This window comes from uncultured Microbacterium sp., assembly GCF_963521645.1.
Taxonomy (GTDB): domain Bacteria; phylum Actinomycetota; class Actinomycetes; order Actinomycetales; family Microbacteriaceae; genus Microbacterium.
In genome coordinates, this window is sequence record NZ_CAUQVQ010000005.1 from 65,273 (window position 1) to 82,325 (window position 17,053).

Annotated in this window: 12 protein-coding genes and 1 tRNA gene; 5 read left to right on the forward strand and 8 right to left on the reverse strand. The window is 69.4% G+C overall.

Annotated elements, in window-relative coordinates; all coding sequences use genetic code 11:
• Positions 1 to 11: 11 nt before the first annotated feature.
• From RWO82_RS02770 to RWO82_RS02780, 3 genes are read right to left on the reverse strand one after another with little or no spacing between them, the layout of a single operon-like run.
• Positions 12 to 1,448, reverse strand: coding sequence for a CDP-glycerol glycerophosphotransferase family protein (locus RWO82_RS02770; protein WP_314422993.1), 1,437 nt, complete (start codon positions 1,446 to 1,448; stop codon positions 12 to 14).
• Entirely contained in the window at positions 1,445 to 2,698 is a 1,254-nt protein-coding gene (locus tag RWO82_RS02775; protein WP_314422996.1) for a CDP-glycerol glycerophosphotransferase family protein, read from the reverse strand. The genes RWO82_RS02770 and RWO82_RS02775 overlap by 4 nt, the downstream gene beginning before the upstream one ends.
• A 55-nt stretch (positions 2,699 to 2,753) precedes the next feature.
• Positions 2,754 to 4,328, reverse strand: a complete 1,575-nt coding sequence (locus tag RWO82_RS02780; protein WP_314422999.1) for a trypsin-like peptidase domain-containing protein — start codon at positions 4,326 to 4,328, stop codon at positions 2,754 to 2,756.
• A 98-nt stretch (positions 4,329 to 4,426) separates the two neighbouring features.
• Here RWO82_RS02780 and RWO82_RS02785 point away from each other — a divergent pair, with 98 nt between their 5' ends.
• Positions 4,427 to 5,626, forward strand: a complete 1,200-nt coding sequence (locus RWO82_RS02785; protein ID WP_314423002.1) for an aminotransferase class I/II-fold pyridoxal phosphate-dependent enzyme — start codon at positions 4,427 to 4,429, stop codon at positions 5,624 to 5,626.
• A gap of 15 nt (positions 5,627 to 5,641) precedes the next feature.
• On the opposite strand, the gene RWO82_RS02790 is transcribed toward RWO82_RS02785, so the two are convergent.
• A complete protein-coding gene (locus RWO82_RS02790) occupies positions 5,642 to 6,466 on the reverse strand; it encodes a carbon-nitrogen hydrolase family protein (RefSeq protein WP_314423005.1) in 825 nt (274 codons plus the stop codon).
• A gap of 79 nt (positions 6,467 to 6,545) precedes the next feature.
• Between RWO82_RS02790 and RWO82_RS02795 the strand changes: the two genes are divergently transcribed.
• Positions 6,546 to 6,619 (forward strand) — tRNA-Met (locus RWO82_RS02795).
• A gap of 212 nt (positions 6,620 to 6,831) precedes the next feature.
• Complete coding sequence (locus RWO82_RS02800; protein ID WP_314423008.1) at positions 6,832 to 7,413, forward strand: hypothetical protein; 582 nt, start codon at positions 6,832 to 6,834, stop codon at positions 7,411 to 7,413.
• A 105-nt stretch (positions 7,414 to 7,518) separates the two neighbouring features.
• On the opposite strand, the gene RWO82_RS02805 is transcribed toward RWO82_RS02800, so the two are convergent.
• Entirely contained in the window at positions 7,519 to 10,416 is a 2,898-nt protein-coding gene (locus RWO82_RS02805; RefSeq protein WP_314423011.1) for a UPF0182 family protein, read from the reverse strand.
• A 46-nt stretch (positions 10,417 to 10,462) separates the two neighbouring features.
• Positions 10,463 to 11,557, reverse strand: a complete 1,095-nt coding sequence (locus tag RWO82_RS02810) for a PDZ domain-containing protein (protein ID WP_314423014.1) — start codon at positions 11,555 to 11,557, stop codon at positions 10,463 to 10,465.
• 118 nt (positions 11,558 to 11,675) lie between these two features.
• Here RWO82_RS02810 and RWO82_RS02815 point away from each other — a divergent pair, with 118 nt between their 5' ends.
• The gene (locus RWO82_RS02815; protein ID WP_314423015.1) at positions 11,676 to 13,097 is read left to right on the forward strand and encodes a zinc-dependent metalloprotease; all 1,422 of its coding nucleotides are present in this window, start codon (positions 11,676 to 11,678) and stop codon (positions 13,095 to 13,097) included.
• A 788-nt stretch (positions 13,098 to 13,885) separates the two neighbouring features.
• Here RWO82_RS02815 and RWO82_RS02820 read toward each other — a convergent pair.
• The gene (locus RWO82_RS02820; protein WP_314423017.1) at positions 13,886 to 15,607 is read right to left on the reverse strand and encodes an ATP-dependent helicase; all 1,722 of its coding nucleotides are present in this window, start codon (positions 15,605 to 15,607) and stop codon (positions 13,886 to 13,888) included.
• Positions 15,604 to 16,500 carry an NAD(+) diphosphatase gene (gene nudC / locus RWO82_RS02825; RefSeq protein ID WP_314423020.1) on the reverse strand — a complete coding sequence of 299 codons (897 nt, stop codon included), beginning with the start codon at positions 16,498 to 16,500 and terminating at the stop codon, positions 15,604 to 15,606. The genes RWO82_RS02820 and nudC overlap by 4 nt, the downstream gene beginning before the upstream one ends.
• Positions 16,501 to 16,564: 64 nt before the next feature.
• Between nudC and RWO82_RS02830 the strand changes: the two genes are divergently transcribed.
• A partial coding sequence (locus tag RWO82_RS02830; protein ID WP_399540701.1) for a phosphotransferase occupies positions 16,565 to 17,053 on the forward strand: 489 nt, incomplete at its 3' end.

The following is a 17,053-nucleotide window of genomic DNA, read 5'->3' on the forward strand; positions in this document are numbered from 1 at the left end:
CGCCACGGCGATCACCGCGTGACGAACCCCTGATCGAGGATGCGTGCGACGACCCGGTCGGCCGCTCCGCCGTCGTCTCGGCGGTTGAACTGCGCGCGCCACGCGGAATAACGCTCCGCGTAGGTCTCTTCGTGCGACTCGTCGGCCAGAGCGGAGATGAGCTCGTCCTGCGTGCGCACCAGGGGTCCGGGTGCCCGACTGGCCAGATCGAAATAGAAGCCGCGCAGTTCTCCGCGATAGTGGTCGAGGTCGGGAACCAGGAAGTACATCGGCTTGCCCGTGACGCTGAAGTCGAACATCACCGAGGAGTAGTCGGTGATCAGCGCGTCGGCGGCGAGCAGCAGCTGCGCGGTCTCCGGGAACCCTGTGACGTCGATCACACGCGCGCCCGCACGATCGCGGCCCGTGTCGATCGTGCGCGAGTGCCCGCGCACCAGCACGACGGAGTCGGTCTGCCGCGCGAGCTGTTCGGGGTCGATGAAGTCGACCATCTCCGTGCGGTCATCGCGCCAGGTGGGTGCGTAGAGCAGCACGTGCTCATCGTCTGCGATGCCGAGTGCCGTGCGGATGCCGGAGCCGTCTCCGCCGATCAGCGCATCGTTGCGCGGGTACCCCTCGACCCAGATCGGTCTGCCGAAGAAGGCGTATGCCTTGCGGAGGATGCGCTCGGCGTACGCGTTCTGAGCAAGGAGCACATCCCACCGACGCGATTCCTTGAAGACCGCCGCCATTCGCCTCGGATCGAAGCCCGGGCGGTGCAGCGCGAGTCGCTTCAGCGGCGTGCCGTGCCAGGTCTGCACCACTTTCTGCCCCGGCTTGCGGGCGAAACGCCGTCGCAACCAGTCGTTGACGATCAGGAGCCGCGCCGCGGCGCGTGCCCTCCACCACTCGGGGCTGCCCTCGACCACGGCGATGGCGCCCTCCGGCACCTCGACCGAGAGGTCCACAACGCTCCAGTAGCGCACGACGTCGGGTGCCGCTGCCGCCAGCGCGCGGTCGATCGCCCGCGGGTTGCAGCCGACGCTGCGCCCGTAGAAGCTCTCGAAGAACACGGCGTTCTCGGTGCCTCCGGGGTGCGAGACATACCGCCCCTCGAGCGTGGCCTGCCCTTCGACGGTCTCGTAGATCGGGTCGATCGGGGCCGCGACCTGAGCGATGCCCTCGTCGACGGCGATGCGGAGTCCCTCGAGCACGGTCGGTGCGACGGAGAGGTCGTCGACGTCGACGTCGCTGATGCGGAGGTCGTACGCGCCCGTCGGCAACGGGAGCTCCGGCCCGCCCCACCGCGCTGCCTTCAGCGGGAACGTCGCCTTCCATGTCTTGCCGCCGCCCGTGATGCGCGCCGACACGCGGGCGCGTGGGCCCACGAGTTCTGCGCTGCCGGGGCGCGCCCCTGCCCCGGAGATGATCAGCGTCTCTGCCGCCTCATCGATGCGGGCCGTCGTCATGCTGCTCCCTTCGGCGCGGGGATCCCCCGCGCTCGGATCGTCTCGTACACCCGTCGGGTGTTGCGTCCGTCGCGGAACGCATGCATCTCCGCGCTGAGCGTAGCGGACCTCCCGGACGCGTCTGCGAACGCCGCGTCGTCGTCGAGCAGGGCGACGAGTCGCGGGAGCAGGGAGTCCCAGTCCTGCGCGGAGCCGTCTCCCGCCACATCCTCGAACCGTCCGTAGAACCCGCGGGTCGCCGCATACTCGACCGCATCCGGAGCGAGGAACAGCACCGGCATCGCGAGCAGTCCGACGTCGTAGGCGAGTGACGAGTAGTCGGTCACCAGCACATCGACGGCGGCGAGCACCGGAGTCACGTCCGACAGCAGGTCCGACCCCAGTGAGCGCACACGCTCGGTCGGCAGCGGCGGAGCATACGCGCCGGCTCCGAGCGGATGCGAACGCACCAGCAGGATGAGGTCATGCTCTTCGAGAACCGTGACGATGCGCATCCACTGCTCGGCGGTCGGCACCGCAGGGTCGGCGGCGCCGTCGCGCCAGGTGGGGGCGTACAGGATCTTCCGCGCCGTCGGCGGCAGATCCCCCACGACGTCGCGCATCCGCTCGGTCGCGGTGCTCCTGCGTTCGGGCGCCGTGCCGGTGGACAGCACGTCGACCCGCGGCTCCCCCGTCACGACCACCCGATCGTCGCCGAGCGCGAAGGCCGACTCGAGGCGTCCCCGCGCGCGGTGCGAGGCCGCGGGAAGCACTCGGATGCGTCGAGTCGCACCGCGATAGAGCAGGGCGACCAGTCTTCTGAGGAGGTGCGCGCCCGGGATGTCGGGAACCTGAACGGTCGCCGGGGAGTCCAAGCCGATCCGCTTGAGGGGGATGCCGTGCCACAGCTGCACGATGAACGCCCCACCGTTCGCGTACCGGTTCACGTCGCCCAGACCGTGGGTCACCACGAGCACCCCGGCGCGCGCGGTCGCCCACCAGCCGCGCAATCCCGATTTCGGCAGGGTCCGGATGCCGAGCGCCTCGGCGTCGCGGCGCTCTCGCTCGGAGGACGTGAGCCACAGCGTGTCGTGCCCTCGTGCGGCCGCGAGCCTCTGCAGTGCGAGGGCGCCGTCGCCGATCCCCGCGCCGCATCCGAAGACCCAGCGCTCGCCGCGCGGAACCAGCGCCGTCGCGAGCCGGCCGGAGAGATAGAGCGGGATCCTGAGCAGCTTGGCCGCGTTGCCGGAGCCGAAAGAGAAGGACGCCACCCCGCGAGCCTATCGCGGGGTGGCGTCCGTGGCCGTGTGCTCGGCGCGGCTGTCGTCAGCCGGCCAGCGTGCCGAGGGTGACGTCGATCTCGTACTCCTTGCCGCCGCGGACGTACGTGACGGTGGCATCGCTGCCGCCGGCCGCCGCACGCACCTGAGCCGTCAGGTCGGTGGCGCTCGTCACGGGCACCCCGTTGAACGCCGTCACGACGTCGTTCGCCTTGAGTCCCGCCGCCGCCGCCGCGCCTCCGTCCGACACGTTCGCGATCAGTGCGCCCGCGACCTCCGCGTTCTCGGCGCTCGCGGCGTCCTGCACCGACGCTCCCAGCAGGCCGTGCGTCGCCGCGCCGTCCGCGATGATCTCCTCGGAGACGCGCTGAGCGACGTTCGAGGGGATCGCGAAGCCGATGCCGATCGACCCGGATTCCTCGGAGCTGCCCGAGCTCGCGATGGCCACGTTGATGCCGATGAGCTCGCCCTTGCTGTTCACGAGAGCACCGCCGGAGTTGCCGTGGTTGATCGCAGCGTCGGTCTGGATGACGGCGATCGAGATCGACTCCGAGGTCGGCTGTGCCGTGTTGCCCGGGAGATCGAACTGGAAGGGCCCCTCGTTCTGGCCGTTCTCCGGGGACTGCTCCTGCTGGGGCGCGTCCTCCGACGACGAGTCGGGCAGAGCCGCCGACGCGATCTGGATGCTCCGATTCAGCGCGCTCACGATGCCCGTCGTGACGGAGTTCGACAGTCCGAGCGGCGCGCCGAGCGCGACCGCCGTGTCGCCCACGTTGAGGTCGGCGGAGTCCGCGAAGTCGATCGGCGTGAGGTCGGTCGCATCCGTGAGCTTGATGACCGCGAGATCGTAGAGGGGATCCGTGCCGACGACAGTCGCCGCGAAGATCCGGCCATCCGAGGTCGTGACGCGGATGGTGGGATCCGCCACCGCGCCGCCGAGCGTGACGACGTGGGTGTTGGTCAGCACGTATCCGTCGTCGCTGATGATGACCCCGGACCCGCTGCCGGCCTCGCTCGAACCCGCGACCTCGATCGTGACGACCGACGGGAGAGCCGCGGTCGCGACCGCAGTGGTCTCGTTCACGGAACCGGGGTTGTTCACCGTCACGGTCTCGGGTCCCCGGGCGACACCCGTGGAGTTCTGCTGCGAGATGCCGTTGAGGATCGCTCCGCCGCCGAAGCCGGCGACACCGCCGACGAGCGCCGCAGCGACCACGATCGCGGCGAACTTCACACCCGCGCGGGGCTTCTCCTTGATCTTGGGGGCTCCCGACGCCGGCTCCCCGCCGATTCCCGGCTGCGCGGCGGGGTGGACTCCGAATGCCGCAACGGCCGCGTTCGCGGTCGGCGCGCCGGGAGCGGCGTACGGGGACTCCGGACGCGGCGCGGTGCCGCCCGGGTAGTGAGCCGCGGCCGCGGCCGTCGGCGCGCCCGACGAGGCCGGGTGCGACGTGAACGTCGGAGGCATCTCATGGCCCTGACCGACGTCCGCCGCACCGGTACGCGGGGTCTCAGCGGCGGCCTGGCTCGTCGAACGGTCGACGACCTCTGCTGCCTCGGTGGACGGCACGGCATCGTTCGACGCGGGTGCCGAGTGGTCCTGGGTGTTGTCTTCGTTCATGGTGTGCTCCTTCAACGACGCTCCTCCAGAGTGGCCCCTGTGTCTGTGCGTTTCGTATGGCGGAGTTGAGTGTCCGCTATGGCCTTAGCCTGTTCTTCATGAGTGTCATTCCCGGCGCATGGCGGCGTACGGCAGCAGGAGCCGGTCTGCTCGCGTCAGACGGAACCGTCGTGCCCACCATCTTCGCAGAGATGTCCGCGGCAGCGGCGAGAACCGGCGCGATCAACCTCGGCCAGGGCTTCCCCGACGAAGACGGGCCCGCCGAGGTGCTCGACGCCGCCCGCAGCGCCATCGCGTCCGGCGCGAACCAATATCCCCCTGGGCGTGGCATCCCCGACCTCCTCTCCGCGATCTCCGAGCATCAGAAGCGGTTCTATGGCCTCGAGGTCGACCCCGGCAGCGAGGTCATCGTCACGGCCGGCGCGACCGAGGCCCTGACGGCGAGCATCCTCGCCCTGATCGACGGCCCGGACGACGAGGTGGTCGTGTTCGAGCCGTACTACGACTCGTATGCCGCGGCCGTCGCCCTGGCGGGCGCGAAGCTGCGCACGGTGCCGTTGCGGGCGCCCGATTTCCAGCCCGACCTCGAACGCCTCGCCGCGGCGGTCACCGACCGCACCCGGATCATCCTCGTCAACGACCCGCACAACCCGACCGGCGCGGTCTTCGACCGCGAGGTGCTGACCGAGATCGTCCGCCTCGCCGACGCGCATGATGCGCTGATCGTGACGGACGAGGTCTACGAGCACCTCGCATTCCATGCTCCGCACACCCCGATCGCGACGCTGCCAGGTGCGGGCCCCCGCACGCTCACGATCTCTTCTGCCGGGAAGACCTTCTCCACCACCGGGTGGAAGATCGGGTGGGTGCACGGTCCCGCGGCGCTCATCACGGCCGTGCTCACCGTGAAGCAGTATCTGACGTATGTGAACGGTTCGCCGCTGCAGCCCGCGGTCGCCGTCGGTCTGCGGCTCGGCGACGAGTACTTCACCGGTGCCGCCTCGGCTCTCGCCGCGAAGCACGAGATCCTCGGGGCCGGCCTCGCAGCGGCGGGGTTCTCCGTGTTCGCGCCGCAGGGCGGCTACTTCACCGTCGCGGACGCCACCGCGATGGGCGGATCCGATGCCGCCGCCTTCTGCCGCACACTCCCGGAGCGGGCGGGTGTCGTCGCGATCCCACTCACGGCCTTCGTCTCCGACGAGCACCGAGAAGATGTCTCAGGGCTCGTGCGCTTCGCCGCCTGCAAGCGCGTCGACGTCCTCGAAGAGGCAGCGCGGCGTCTCGCCACCAGCTTCTGACGCGCGGCCCGGCCGTCAGCGCGGCACCACCGCATATCGACGCACACGCAGCGACGGGTTCGTCTCACGCACCCGATCCACGGCGGAGCGCTCGACCGACGCGATCGCCAGGCCCTCGTCCAGGCCGACGCCGGCGATCACCACGCCCGCGGGATCGATGATCTGCGAGTGGCCGACGCCGATCGGGGCGGGGTGATCGGCTGCGATGACGTATGTCGTGTTCTCGATCGCCCTCGCGGCCAGCAGCGTGGTCCAGTGATGCTCCTTGAGGGGCCCGCGCACCCATTCGGCGGGAACGACCAGCGCATCGGCACCGTCGTCGACGAGTGTGCGCGCCACCTCGGGGAAGCGAAGGTCGTAGCAGGTCATGAGTCCGAACCTGATCCCGGCCACCTCGAATGTCGCGGCACCCAGCTCTCCCGCTTCTATCCAGTCCGACTCGGTCTGGCCGAAGGCGTCGTACAGATGCTGCTTCCGGTACACCGCCAGGATCCCGTCACCGCGCACGGCGACGAGAGTGTTGCGCACCCGGTTCGCCTCGGAGGCCCGCTCGACGAGACCAGCCACGATCACCACTCCGTGATCCGCAGCGAGGGCCGTCAGAGTCGACACGAAGTCGCCGTCCAGCGCCTCGGCGTTCGTGGCGAGGGTCTCATCCATGGGGTTCACGAAGTAGCTCGAGTATTCGGGGAACACGATCAGCCTCGCTCCCCTGCCTGCGGCCTCGGCCGCCATGGCAGCGATCCGGTCGCGGTTGTCCTCCCGATGCGCCGTGGGCGCGAACTGGCAGACGGCCACGGGAACGGCGGCTGAGGTGGCAGCGGGAGCGGTCTGCGTCATGCTCACATCCTTCCCCATGAGCCGCACCGTGGCCTCGATTCGCGCGCACCCGATTCCCGTGTTAGGCTATAACTCGTGCCGCGGGGTGGAGCAGTTCGGTAGCTCGCCGGGCTCATAACCCGGAGGTCGCAGGTTCAAATCCTGTCCCCGCAACGAGAATGCGACACAAGAAAGGCCCCTGATCGGGAGAAATCCAGATCAGGGGCCTTTCGCATACCTCGAACAATCGTGGTTCCGCGGCCGGACCGGATGCGGACGCCCCCCCTCGCGGGACGAGGGGCCGTGGCGAGGGACCTCTGGCTAGACTGTCCCGCCGGAGGGCGTGACGACGGGTCGATCGCACGCACCCACGACGGGGAGGTTCCATGTCCGATGCACACGACAGCGCCGCGACGACCGATCGGACCTCGCCGCGAACCGGGCCGCGACGCACGCGGGCGGGCCTGTGGCTCGGTGTCCTCGCGCTCGTCGTCTCCGTCGTCCTGATCGCTCTCGTCCTCCCCGTCGCGGCGGTGCTCCCCGCGGCGGTGCTCGCCACCCTGCTGGCGATCGTCGCGATCGTCCTGGGCATCCGCGCCGCCGCACCGCGCGGCAGCACGCCATCCGTGGCGGCAGCGTCGCTCGCGATCGTCCTGGATGTGATCGTGATCGTCATCATGTCCGCCGGTGTCCTCGGCGGCAACGGCCTCGCTCAGGTCGAGGTGCGAGCGACAGGCGGCCCCGTGTTCCACGTCTCCTTCGCCGACGACACACGCTCCTACGACGAGGAATGGGACTCGAGCGGCTGGAAGCGGTACACCACGGCGGGAGACTCGGCCCAGATCGCCGTCACGGCACCCGCCGACGCCTCCGACCAGGACGTGACCTGCGCGATCGTCTGGAACGGGGAGGTCGTCGTCGAGCAGACCGGCAGCGGATCGGTCACGTGCCGCTACGCCGCGGACTGATCGAGCGCTCCCCACGACCGGCGAAGCAGGACGACCGGGCGCGCGAGCACGAACGACGAATGCCGCCCCCGTGGGGACGGCATTCGATCAGGTGTGCGGCGACCGTCAGTCGCCGGCGACTCCTTCGAGCCCGAGCAGAGTGTTCACGGCATCCGTGAGCCTCTTGTCCGCCTCGGCGAACTTGGTGAGGTCGCCTTCTCGGAGAGCGGCCTCACGGTCGGTCAGCGCCTGCTGCGCCGCCGCGAGAGCCTCGGCCTCGGCGTCCGTCGGCACGGTCGGCTCGGCCGGGACCTCGCCGGTGTCGGGATCGGGCTCGGTCGGCTCGACCTGGTCGTCCCCGCCCGTCGCTCCCGAGTCTCCGCCGAAGAGAGTGTCGAGTGCCGCGGTCAGGGTGTCTTCGAAGGCCACCTTGTCACCGAAGGCCACCAGCACCTTCTGGAGTCGGGGCAGCTTCGTCCCCTCGGACGACTGCACGTAGACGGGCTGCACGTAGAGCAGACCGCCGCCGACGGGCAGGGTCAGCAGGTTCCCGTAGAGCACCTCGGACTCCCCCTGCTGGAGCAGGTTGAGCTGCGGCACCACCGCGGTGTCGGAGTTGTACGTGTTCTGCACCTGACCGGGACCGGGCACCGTGGTGTCCGTGTCGATCTCGAGCATCCTGAGCTGCCCGTACCCTTCGGCCTTCACACCGGCCTCCGATCCTGCATCGGAGTCCACCGCGAGGTAGCCCATCAGCACGTCTCGGTTGCCGCCGCTTCCCGACGCCGACGGGATGAACGTCGAGAACATCGAGAACCGCGGGGAATCCTGACCCGGCATCTGCATCGTCAGGTAGTACGGCGGCTGGAGCACGGCGTCGCTGCGCGGGTCGTTCGGGGTCTGCCAGCGGTTGTCCTGCTGCGCGAACGAGCCTGCGGTGTCGATGTGGTAGATGCCGAGGACATCGCGCTGCACCTTGAAGAGGTCGGTCGGGTAGCGCACGTGGCTCATCAGATCCGACGACATGTCGCTGACCGGCTTCAGGGTCGACGGGTAGATGTTCTGCCAGCTCTGCAGCACGGGATCCTCTTCGTCCCACGCGTACAGGGTGACGGAACCGTCATAGGCGTCGACCGTGGCCTTCACGGAGTTCCGGATGTAGTTGATCTCGTCGATCGCGAGCGTCGGCGACGGGATGTTCGAGTCCGCGATCGCCTCCGACAGGCTGACACTCGTCGAGTACGGGTAGGTCGAGCTCGTCGTGTAGCCGTCGATGATCCAGACGACGCGCCCGTCGACGACGCTCGGGTACGGGTCGCTGTCGAGTTCGAGGTACGGCGCGACCTTCTGCACGCGCGTCTTCGGGTCGCGGTCGTACAGGATCTGCGACTCCTCGTTCACCAGGTTGGAGAAGAGGATCTGCTCGGACTGGAACTTCAGTGCGTAGAGGAGCTTGGTGAACGTGTTGCCGATCGCCGGCCCGCCCTCGCCCTCGAACGTGGTCTTGGTCTCGTTCGAGCCGTCCTTGCCGCGCGGGTAGTCGATCTCGACGGGATCGGTGCCCTCAGGCGAGCCCACGATCGAGTACTCGGGCGAGTTCTCGCCGAAGTAGACCCGAGGCTCGAACTCCTCCTGCTCGGTGAGGAACCCGGCAGACGGGATCCCCCGCTCGAGGAAGACCGGCTCGCCGTCGGGCGTCCGCTGGTTTCCCGCAGCCACGACGAGTCCGTATCCGTGCGTGTAGACGGCAGCCCGGTTGTTCCAGTTGCTGACGTCGACGCCCTCCATGTCGAGGTCGCGCACGGAGACGACGGTGTCCTGCACTTCGCCGGCGATCTCGTAACGGTCGACGTCGAGGTTCTCCTGGAACTGGTAGTACCCGCGGTACTGCTCGAGCTGACGCACAGCAGGACTGATCACGGCCGGGTCGACGATGCGGATCGACGCCGTGGTCTCGGCGTCCTCCCGCAGCTGTCCTGCCTCGGCGTCGGTCTCGGCCTCGAACGGCGTGGTCTCGAGGTCGGCGACTCCGTAGGCCTCCTTCGTGCCGTCGATGTTCTTCTGGTAGAACTCCGCCTGATACGCGTTCTGGTTGGGTCGCACCTGGAAGGTGGTCACGGCCCACGGGAAGCCGACTCCCACCACGAGCGAGGCGACGATCAGCAGCGCGGTCGCTGCGAGCGGGAAACGCCAGCGACCGATGACGGCCGTGACGAAGAAGAGGATCGCGACGAGAGCCGCGATGATCGCCAGGATCGCGAGGCCCGGAATGGTCGCGTTGACGCCCGTGTACGCGGGGCCGACGATCCGGTCGTCCTGCGCGAACAGGGTCTTGTAGCGATCGAGCCACAGGCTCGCCGCCTGCACCAGCAGGTAGAGGCCGGCGATGATCGCGAGCTGGATGCGCGCGGGCTTCGAGATGCGCAGTTCGCCCTGGCCGATGCGGACCGAGCCGTAGAGATACGACACCAGCGCCGTCACGATCAACGTGAGCAGCAGCACAGCCGACACGAACGCCAGCAGGATCGAGTAGAACGGCACCGCGAACATGTAGAACCCGGTGTCCATGCCGAACTGCGGGTCGACCGCGTCGGTGGCCACGCCGTTGGCCCACAGCCAGACCGTCTTCCACTGGCTCGCGGCCGAGAAGCCGGCGAACAGCCCGAAGAAGATCGGCATGCCCCACATCGCGAGTCGACGCAGCGGCTCGATGACCTCCTGGTACCGATCGAGCTGCGAGCTCAGACGCACGTAGACCGGCCGCAGGCGGTATGCGAGCTGGATGGCGACGAACAGCGGCACCGCCATGCCGAGGAACCCGACGACGAACATCACCGCCGTGGCGAACCACTGGGTCGTGAGGACTCCCGCGAAGCCGACCTGGTCGAACCAGAGGAATTCGGTGTAGAACGACGCGAACACGAAGAAGACGGCGATCAGCGCAGCGATGATCGCCAACGAGATGCCGAAGATTCTTCGTGAAGTTCGGGGAGTGGCCGGGTTCGGTGCAGAAGTCGAGGTCACCGTCCCATCCTAGGCATGCCTTACTGTGCTGCGGCTGTCATCCCGGTCACGGCGAGGTCACGACGTCGCAGCTCGGGAGCGAATCGAGGTCTCCGTCGTCCGCGATCACCTCGAGAGCCGCGAGCGAATCGTCGAGGGTCGCGGTGCTGATGACCGTGAGCCCGTCCGGCACGTGTCCGACGACCTCGTCGCAGTTCGACTCCGGTGCGAGGAAGAAGTCGGCGCCGGCGTCTCGCGCGCCGTAGAGCTTCTGGCGGATGCCGCCGATCGGACCGACCGTCCCGTCCGCTTCGATGGTTCCGGTGCCCGCGATGTTCTCGCCCCCGTTGAGTTCGCCCGGGGTGAGGGTGTCGACGATGCCCAGGGCGAACATCATCCCCGCGCTCGGTCCGCCGACGTTGTCGAGCTGCAGGGTGACATCGATCTCGAAGTCGTAGTCGGTGCGCAGCGTGACGCCGATCAGCCAGGTCGTCACGTCGCCGTCGACCTGCTTCTCCGGCGTGATCTCGACGGTCTGCTCCTCGCCGCCCCTCCGCACCGTGAGCGCCACGGGGTCTCCCCCGGCGTCTTGGATGGCCTGCCGCAGCTGCTTCGCCGACAGCACCGGGGTCCCGCCGACGGCCGTGACGACGTCGTCGGGCTCGAGCGCTCCCTGCGCCGGCGAACCGTCGAGCACCTCGACCACCGCGACCTGCGCTCCCGTGTCGTAGTCCAGCGCGTTCAAAGCGGCCGCCGTCGCCTCGTGCTGCGAATCGACCATGAGCGTGGCGTTTCGCTCGTCCCGCTGCTCGGTGGTCACCCCCTCGGGGAACACGGAGTCGAGCGGCACGACCGCCTTCGAGCTGTCCGTCCACGCGAGTGCGAGCTCGAACCAGCTCGGCGTGCGCTCACGATTGCCGACGACCTGCACCGTGGTGAGGTCGAGCGTGCCCCCGGTCTCGAACGTCTCGGCTCCCTGGATGCTGATGAGCGGCACCTGCTCCCCGTCGGCGTTCGCCGCGGTCCCGAGAGTGTCATAGACCGGGCCCGGCCGCTGGATCACATACGGCGTCGGCAGGAAGGTCAGGATCACGAGCGCGACCAGCGCGACGACGAGCGCCCACACTCCCAGTCCGAGCCTCACGGGCCGGGTTCGATCCACAGGTTTCCTCCGTCGTTCGCGGGCGGCGTACAGCTATCTGTCCGCGTTCGGGGTCTCGCGGCCGCTCCTGTGACTAGCGTAGATGCCACGGCTTCAGACGTGCTGAGAGGCGACAGCGATGGCAGACAACGATCCGACCCCCGAGGACTTCGAAGAGTTCCTCCGACGAATGATGTCAGGCCAGGGTGCCGGCGACATCGACCCCGAGGCGCTGCGCGATGCGTTCTCCGGGATGGACGGGCTCCAGCTCGACCCTGCCATGATGCAGACCATCATGGCGCAGCTGCAGGGTGCCTTCGGAGGCGACCCGTGGGAGAGCTCGCTGCGACAGGCGCTGCACATCGCGAACCGTGACGGCCTCGGCATCACCGACGGCTCCCGGACCTCGCTGACCGATTCCTTCGCTCTCGCGAACCTCTGGCTCGGCGAGGCCACCACCATCTCGGAGCTCTCCGAGGCGCCGCGGGCCATGACGCGCGGCGAATGGGTCGAAGCCACGCTCCCCGTGTGGAAGGAGATCGCGGAGCCGGTGTCGACGAGCATCGCCGACGCGCTGACGAGTGCGCTGGACACCCAGGTCCCGGAGGACATGCGCGGACTCGTCCAGGGCGCGGGAAAGCTCATGCGCGGTCTCGGCGGATCCGTCTTCGCAGCGCAGTTCGGCCAGGTGCTCGGCAATCTGTCGCTCGAAGTCGTCTCCGGCGGCGATGTCGGCATCCCGGTGCTCCCGGCGGGCACCGCGGCCGTGATCCCGCAGAACCTCACCGCCTTCGGCGAGGGTCTGGAGATCCCCGAGGACCAGATCACGCTGTACCTCGCGACGCGCGAACTGGCGTATGCGCGCCTGTATCGGCATTCCAAGTGGCTGCACCTGCACGTCATGGCGCAGATCACCGATTTCGCCCGCGGCGTGACCGTCGACGTCGATGCGCTGGAAGACGTCGCGAGTCGTCTCGACCCGTCCAACCCCGAGGAGCTCCGAGCGGCGATCGAGGGCGGAGCACTGCTGCCCTCCCAGAGCGAAGCACAGAGCGAAGCGCTGGCCCGTCTCGAGAACCTCGTCGCCACGATCGACGGGTGGGTCGACGTGGTGACCGCACAGGCGACGGCGCGTCTTCCCGACGGTGCCCGCATCGCCGAGGCGGCACGTCGGCGACGCGCAGTGGGCGGACCCGCCGAAGACGCGCTCGGCGCGCTCGTGGGACTCAAGCTCCGCCCGCGACGACTGCGGGAGGCCTCCGCGATGTGGCAGGCCGTGACCGATGCGGTCGGCACCGCAGGCCGCGACGCGCTCTGGGACTACCCGGACCTGATGCCGACCGCGGAGGACATCGACGATCCGACCGCACTCGTCGCCCGACTGCAGGCCACGGCCCGCGGTGAGCAGCCGGTCGCCGACGAGTTCGACGAGGCTCTCGCGCGTCTGCTCGACGGAGAGGACTTCGCCGGAGCGGATACGGACGACGACGAGCAGGCGGACGACGGCGAGCAGGCGGACGACGGCGACGAGGACGGCCCCGGGGGCGATCGACCCGTGTGACCCAAGGTCGCAGGTCCCCCGAGGAGTTCTCCACGGATGCGTCGGGGCACCCCCATTCGCGTCACGCCCTGCGCAGAATCGGGGGATGTCTCCGCTGACGCCCCGGATCCTCACCCGACTCGACCCCGACGTGCCATTGCTGTGGCGCGACGGTGAGACATTGCAGGTCGGCATCGAGGGGACGCTGCGCATACCCGCCGCGGCCCCCTGGGTCGAACTGCTGGTCGGGCGAATGGCTGCGGGATTCCGTCGCGGCGCGTTCGACGTCGTGGCCCACTCGGTCGGGGCTCCGCGTGCGGAGGCGCGCATGCTCCTCGCTCGACTCGAACCGCTGCTCGTCGACGACGCGCCGCCCCCACGCGCCGCATGGGTCGAGACCCTCGACGCCCTCGACGCGAGATGCGAGTACCGCCTCCGTGACGCTCTCGCCGACGAAGGCGTCGCGATCGGGGTGCGGACCGCGCCCGAGGCCATCGGCGTCGTGCTGCTCGAGGGAGCTGCCGCGGCGCTGCATTTCGCGCGCTACCTGCGCGACGATACTCCGCACCTGCCCGTGGCGCTGGAGCGGGGGCGCACGACGATCGGCCCGCTCATCGTCCCCGGCGAATCGCCTTGCCTCAGCTGCCGTGACGCGCACGAACGCGACAGAGACCCTCAGTGGCCGCGCATGCACGCTCAACTCATCGGACGATCCGCCGGGCCGGTGACGCTCGCGCGCATCGCGGATGCGGCTCGCCTCGTGGCGCGGCTCCTGCTCCCGGATTCCGAGGCGGGCTCGTTCGTCGAGGTCAGCGCCGACGGCCGCCGCGAGTGGCGTTCGGTGACGTTTCACGAAGAATGCCGGTGCCGCGACCTGTCGTCCCTATCTCTGCCAGGAACCGCGACGGAGCCCGCTCTCCTCGCCCGGCGGAACGAGCCCACGACACCGCCAGGGTACGCGCGGCGCGCGTGACTCCGACGTAGGCGAGGCGCCTCTCCTCGTCGACGGCCTCGAAACTCGTCGCGTACGAGATCGGCAAGGATCCCTCAGCCCACCCCGCGAGGTGCACGTGCGCCCATTCGAGCCCCTTGGCCGCGTGCAGGGTCGACAGGGTGACGGTGCGCATGGTCGGCTCGTGCTGGTCCTTCGCTCTCGCCATCAGCGCATCGCTGAACGTGCGCAGGGTCTCGTCGGGGCCCGCGTCCTCGGCGAGACGCAGGATAGCCCGACGAGCCTCCCATCCGTCTCGCTGAGCACCACCGGCCTGGGGTGCTTCATCGGTCAGCCCCAGTTCGCGCAGCACACGCTGGACGCCGGGGAGGAACCCCTGCTCTGTCGGCGCGACCGCGGCGGCCCGCAGCGCGAGGATCGCCTGCCGCACCTCGGGCATCGCGAAGAAGCGCGTGCCGCCCAGCACCGTGGTCGCGATACCCTCGGCCGCCAGCGCCTGTTGCAGCACCGCGGATTGCGCATGGGCGCGGTACAGCACGGCGATGTCGGCGGGCGACGCTCCGCCCTCGATGCGCGCGGAGACGGATGCGGCGATGCCTGCCGCCTCGTCGTGCTCGGTGTCGTACGCCGTCACGGTCGGAGCCTCTGCGTTGAAGGTCTCGCGCGCGGGCACCAGCTCGAGGGCTCCCGGCCGGTCGTGCATGAGCGCGTTGGCAGCCTCGAGGATCGGTGCCTGCGAGCGGTAGTTCGTCTCCAGGCGCACGACCGTCGCATCCGGGTGGCGGCGCTCGAACTCGAGGAGGAATCGCTGCTCCGCACCTGCGAACGAGTAGATCGTCTGGCTCGCATCGCCGACGACGCAGATGTCCTTGCGATCTCCGAGCCACAGCTCCAGAAGACGGTTCTGCAGGGGCGAGACGTCCTGGAACTCGTCGACCGTGAAGTGACGGTACTGCTCGTGCACGGACGCTGCGACACGTGGTTCGGCTTCGAGCATGCCCGCGCAGGCGAGCAGCACGTCTTCGAAGTCGAGCTGATGACGCTCGTCCTTGAGCGCCTCGTACCGCTGCTGCAGTTCGGCGAGCTGAGCGTGGTCGATGCCCGTCACCGAGCGGCCGAGGGCGGCGTGCTGCTCGATCGACAGCATGGAGACCTTGCGCCACTCGATCTCCGAGGCGATGTCACGGAGCGTCGCGGTGGTCGGTCGCATCCGCATCGCGTCGGCGGCCTGCCCCAGCATCCTGACCTTGTTGTCGATGATCGACGGAGCGGGCGAACCCGCCAGCGTCGGCCAGAAGAAGTTGAGCTGCGCGAGGGCCGCTGCGTGGAAGGTGCGGGCGGCCACCCCCTCGACTCCGAGCGCGCGGAGACGCCCGCGCAGCTCCCCCGCGGCTTTGGCGGTGAACGTCACCGCCATCACGCGCGACGGCGAGTACGCGCCCGTGTCGACGCCGTGCGCGATGCGATGCGTGATCACGCGGGTCTTGCCGGTTCCCGCACCTGCGAGCACGGCGACGGGCCCGCGCAGGACCGATGCCGCCTCCCGCTGTCTGTCGTCGAGGGCTTCGAGTGCGCTCACTCGTGGTCCTCGAGCCAGGTCACGATCAGGGCGCGCGCGATCGATGCAGGGCCGGGGAGCCCGACGGGTCCGTCTCCCTCGAGCGCCGTGGCGATCTCCGCTCGGGTGAACCATCTGACGTCGATGATCTCCTCGCCGTCGGCACGGACCTCGTCCTCATCGACGGCGACGGCCCGGAATCCCAGCATCAGCGACCGCGGGAACGGCCACGGCTGTGAGGAGATGTATCGGAGCGAGGAGAGTCGCACCCCGGCCTCCTCTGCGAGTTCGCGGTGGACCGTCGACTCGAGCGATTCGCCCGCCTCGGCGAAACCCGCGAAGCACGAATACATCCGACCGCCCCAGTTCGCGTTCGCACCGAGCAGCAGACGCTCGCCGTCGGGACTCTCGACCGCGACGATGACGGCGGGGTCCGTGCGCGGAAAATGCTCCTTGCCGCACAGCAGGCAGCGACGCGACCACCCTGCCTGGCGGATCTCCGTCCCGCCGCCGCACGACGGGCAGAACGGCGCGTCTCGCAGCCAGCCTGCCAGTGCGAGCGCCTCGACGAGGAGCTCGGTCTCATGGGAGGCGAGTCGTCCGCCGAGATCGCGCAGACCGAGCCAGGTCTCGTCGGGGGCGGTGTCGAGAGAGTCCGCCTCGGGCGGCAGTGCCGCGAGAAGCAGCGCCGCCCCGTCTGCGTCTCTTCCCAGCAGTGCCCAGGTGGCCTCGACGATGTCGGACGGATCGACCGTCAACAGGGAGACGCGGTCGTTCCCGCCGTCGACGATCCGGACCCGCCCCTGACGGACTGCGATCGTCCGTGTCGAGGGCTCTCCCCTGAGGCGTTCGATGATCCCCGGTTCCGTCCTCAGGTCGGCAGCACGGTCGAGGGACGGGCGCATTGTGGTCATCGACTCCCTCTCTCACGGGCGTGGCGAGGGCGGGACCGCCCCCGAGCCGACCTACCCTGGGGGGATGGGACGCTCTCCTTTCACTCTAGCCGCGGCAGTGACGGCCGCACTGCCCGGCGCGGAGGTCACGGGCGCCCGCGCCCTGTCGTCCGACGCGGACGGCCGCTTCGACTCCGCTGTCGCCACTCTGGCCGACGGTCGTGAGCTCGCGATCCGGGTCGCAGACGATGACGAGGCCGCGCGGGAGCTGGCCGCCGAGGCCATCGCCCTCCGCGCGCTGACCGCCGGCGTGCGGGCGATGCTCCCCTTCCGTGTCCCCGACTACGTCGGCCAGACGCGCCTCGACGACGCACCGGCGCTCGTCACCGAACTCGTTCCCGGGTTCCAGATCGATGCCGCGCTCGTGCCCGCGGGGCGCGGAGCCGCGGAGTCGATAGGAGAGGCGATCGCCGCCGTGCACGCTCTGCCGACCTCCGTCGTGCGAGGCGCCGGACTCCTGACCCGGTCTGCGCAGGAGAGCCGCGACGAGCTGAGCCGACTGATCGACACCGCC

Excerpts from the sequence above, each read along its gene's own strand:
- RWO82_RS02770 (WP_314422993.1), bottom strand. The coding sequence starts at position 1,448 with ATGACGACGGCCCGCATCGATGAGGCGGCAGAGACGCTGATCATCTCC.
- RWO82_RS02790 (WP_314423005.1), bottom strand. The coding sequence starts at position 6,466 with ATGACGCAGACCGCTCCCGCTGCCACCTCAGCCGCCGTTCCCGTGGCC.
- RWO82_RS02780 (WP_314422999.1), bottom strand. The coding sequence starts at position 4,328 with ATGAACGAAGACAACACCCAGGACCACTCGGCACCCGCGTCGAACGAT.
- nudC (WP_314423020.1), bottom strand. The coding sequence starts at position 16,500 with ATGACCACAATGCGCCCGTCCCTCGACCGTGCTGCCGACCTGAGGACG.
- RWO82_RS02800 (WP_314423008.1), top strand. The coding sequence starts at position 6,832 with ATGTCCGATGCACACGACAGCGCCGCGACGACCGATCGGACCTCGCCG.
- RWO82_RS02815 (WP_314423015.1), top strand. The coding sequence starts at position 11,676 with ATGGCAGACAACGATCCGACCCCCGAGGACTTCGAAGAGTTCCTCCGA.
- RWO82_RS02785 (WP_314423002.1), top strand. The coding sequence starts at position 4,427 with ATGAGTGTCATTCCCGGCGCATGGCGGCGTACGGCAGCAGGAGCCGGT.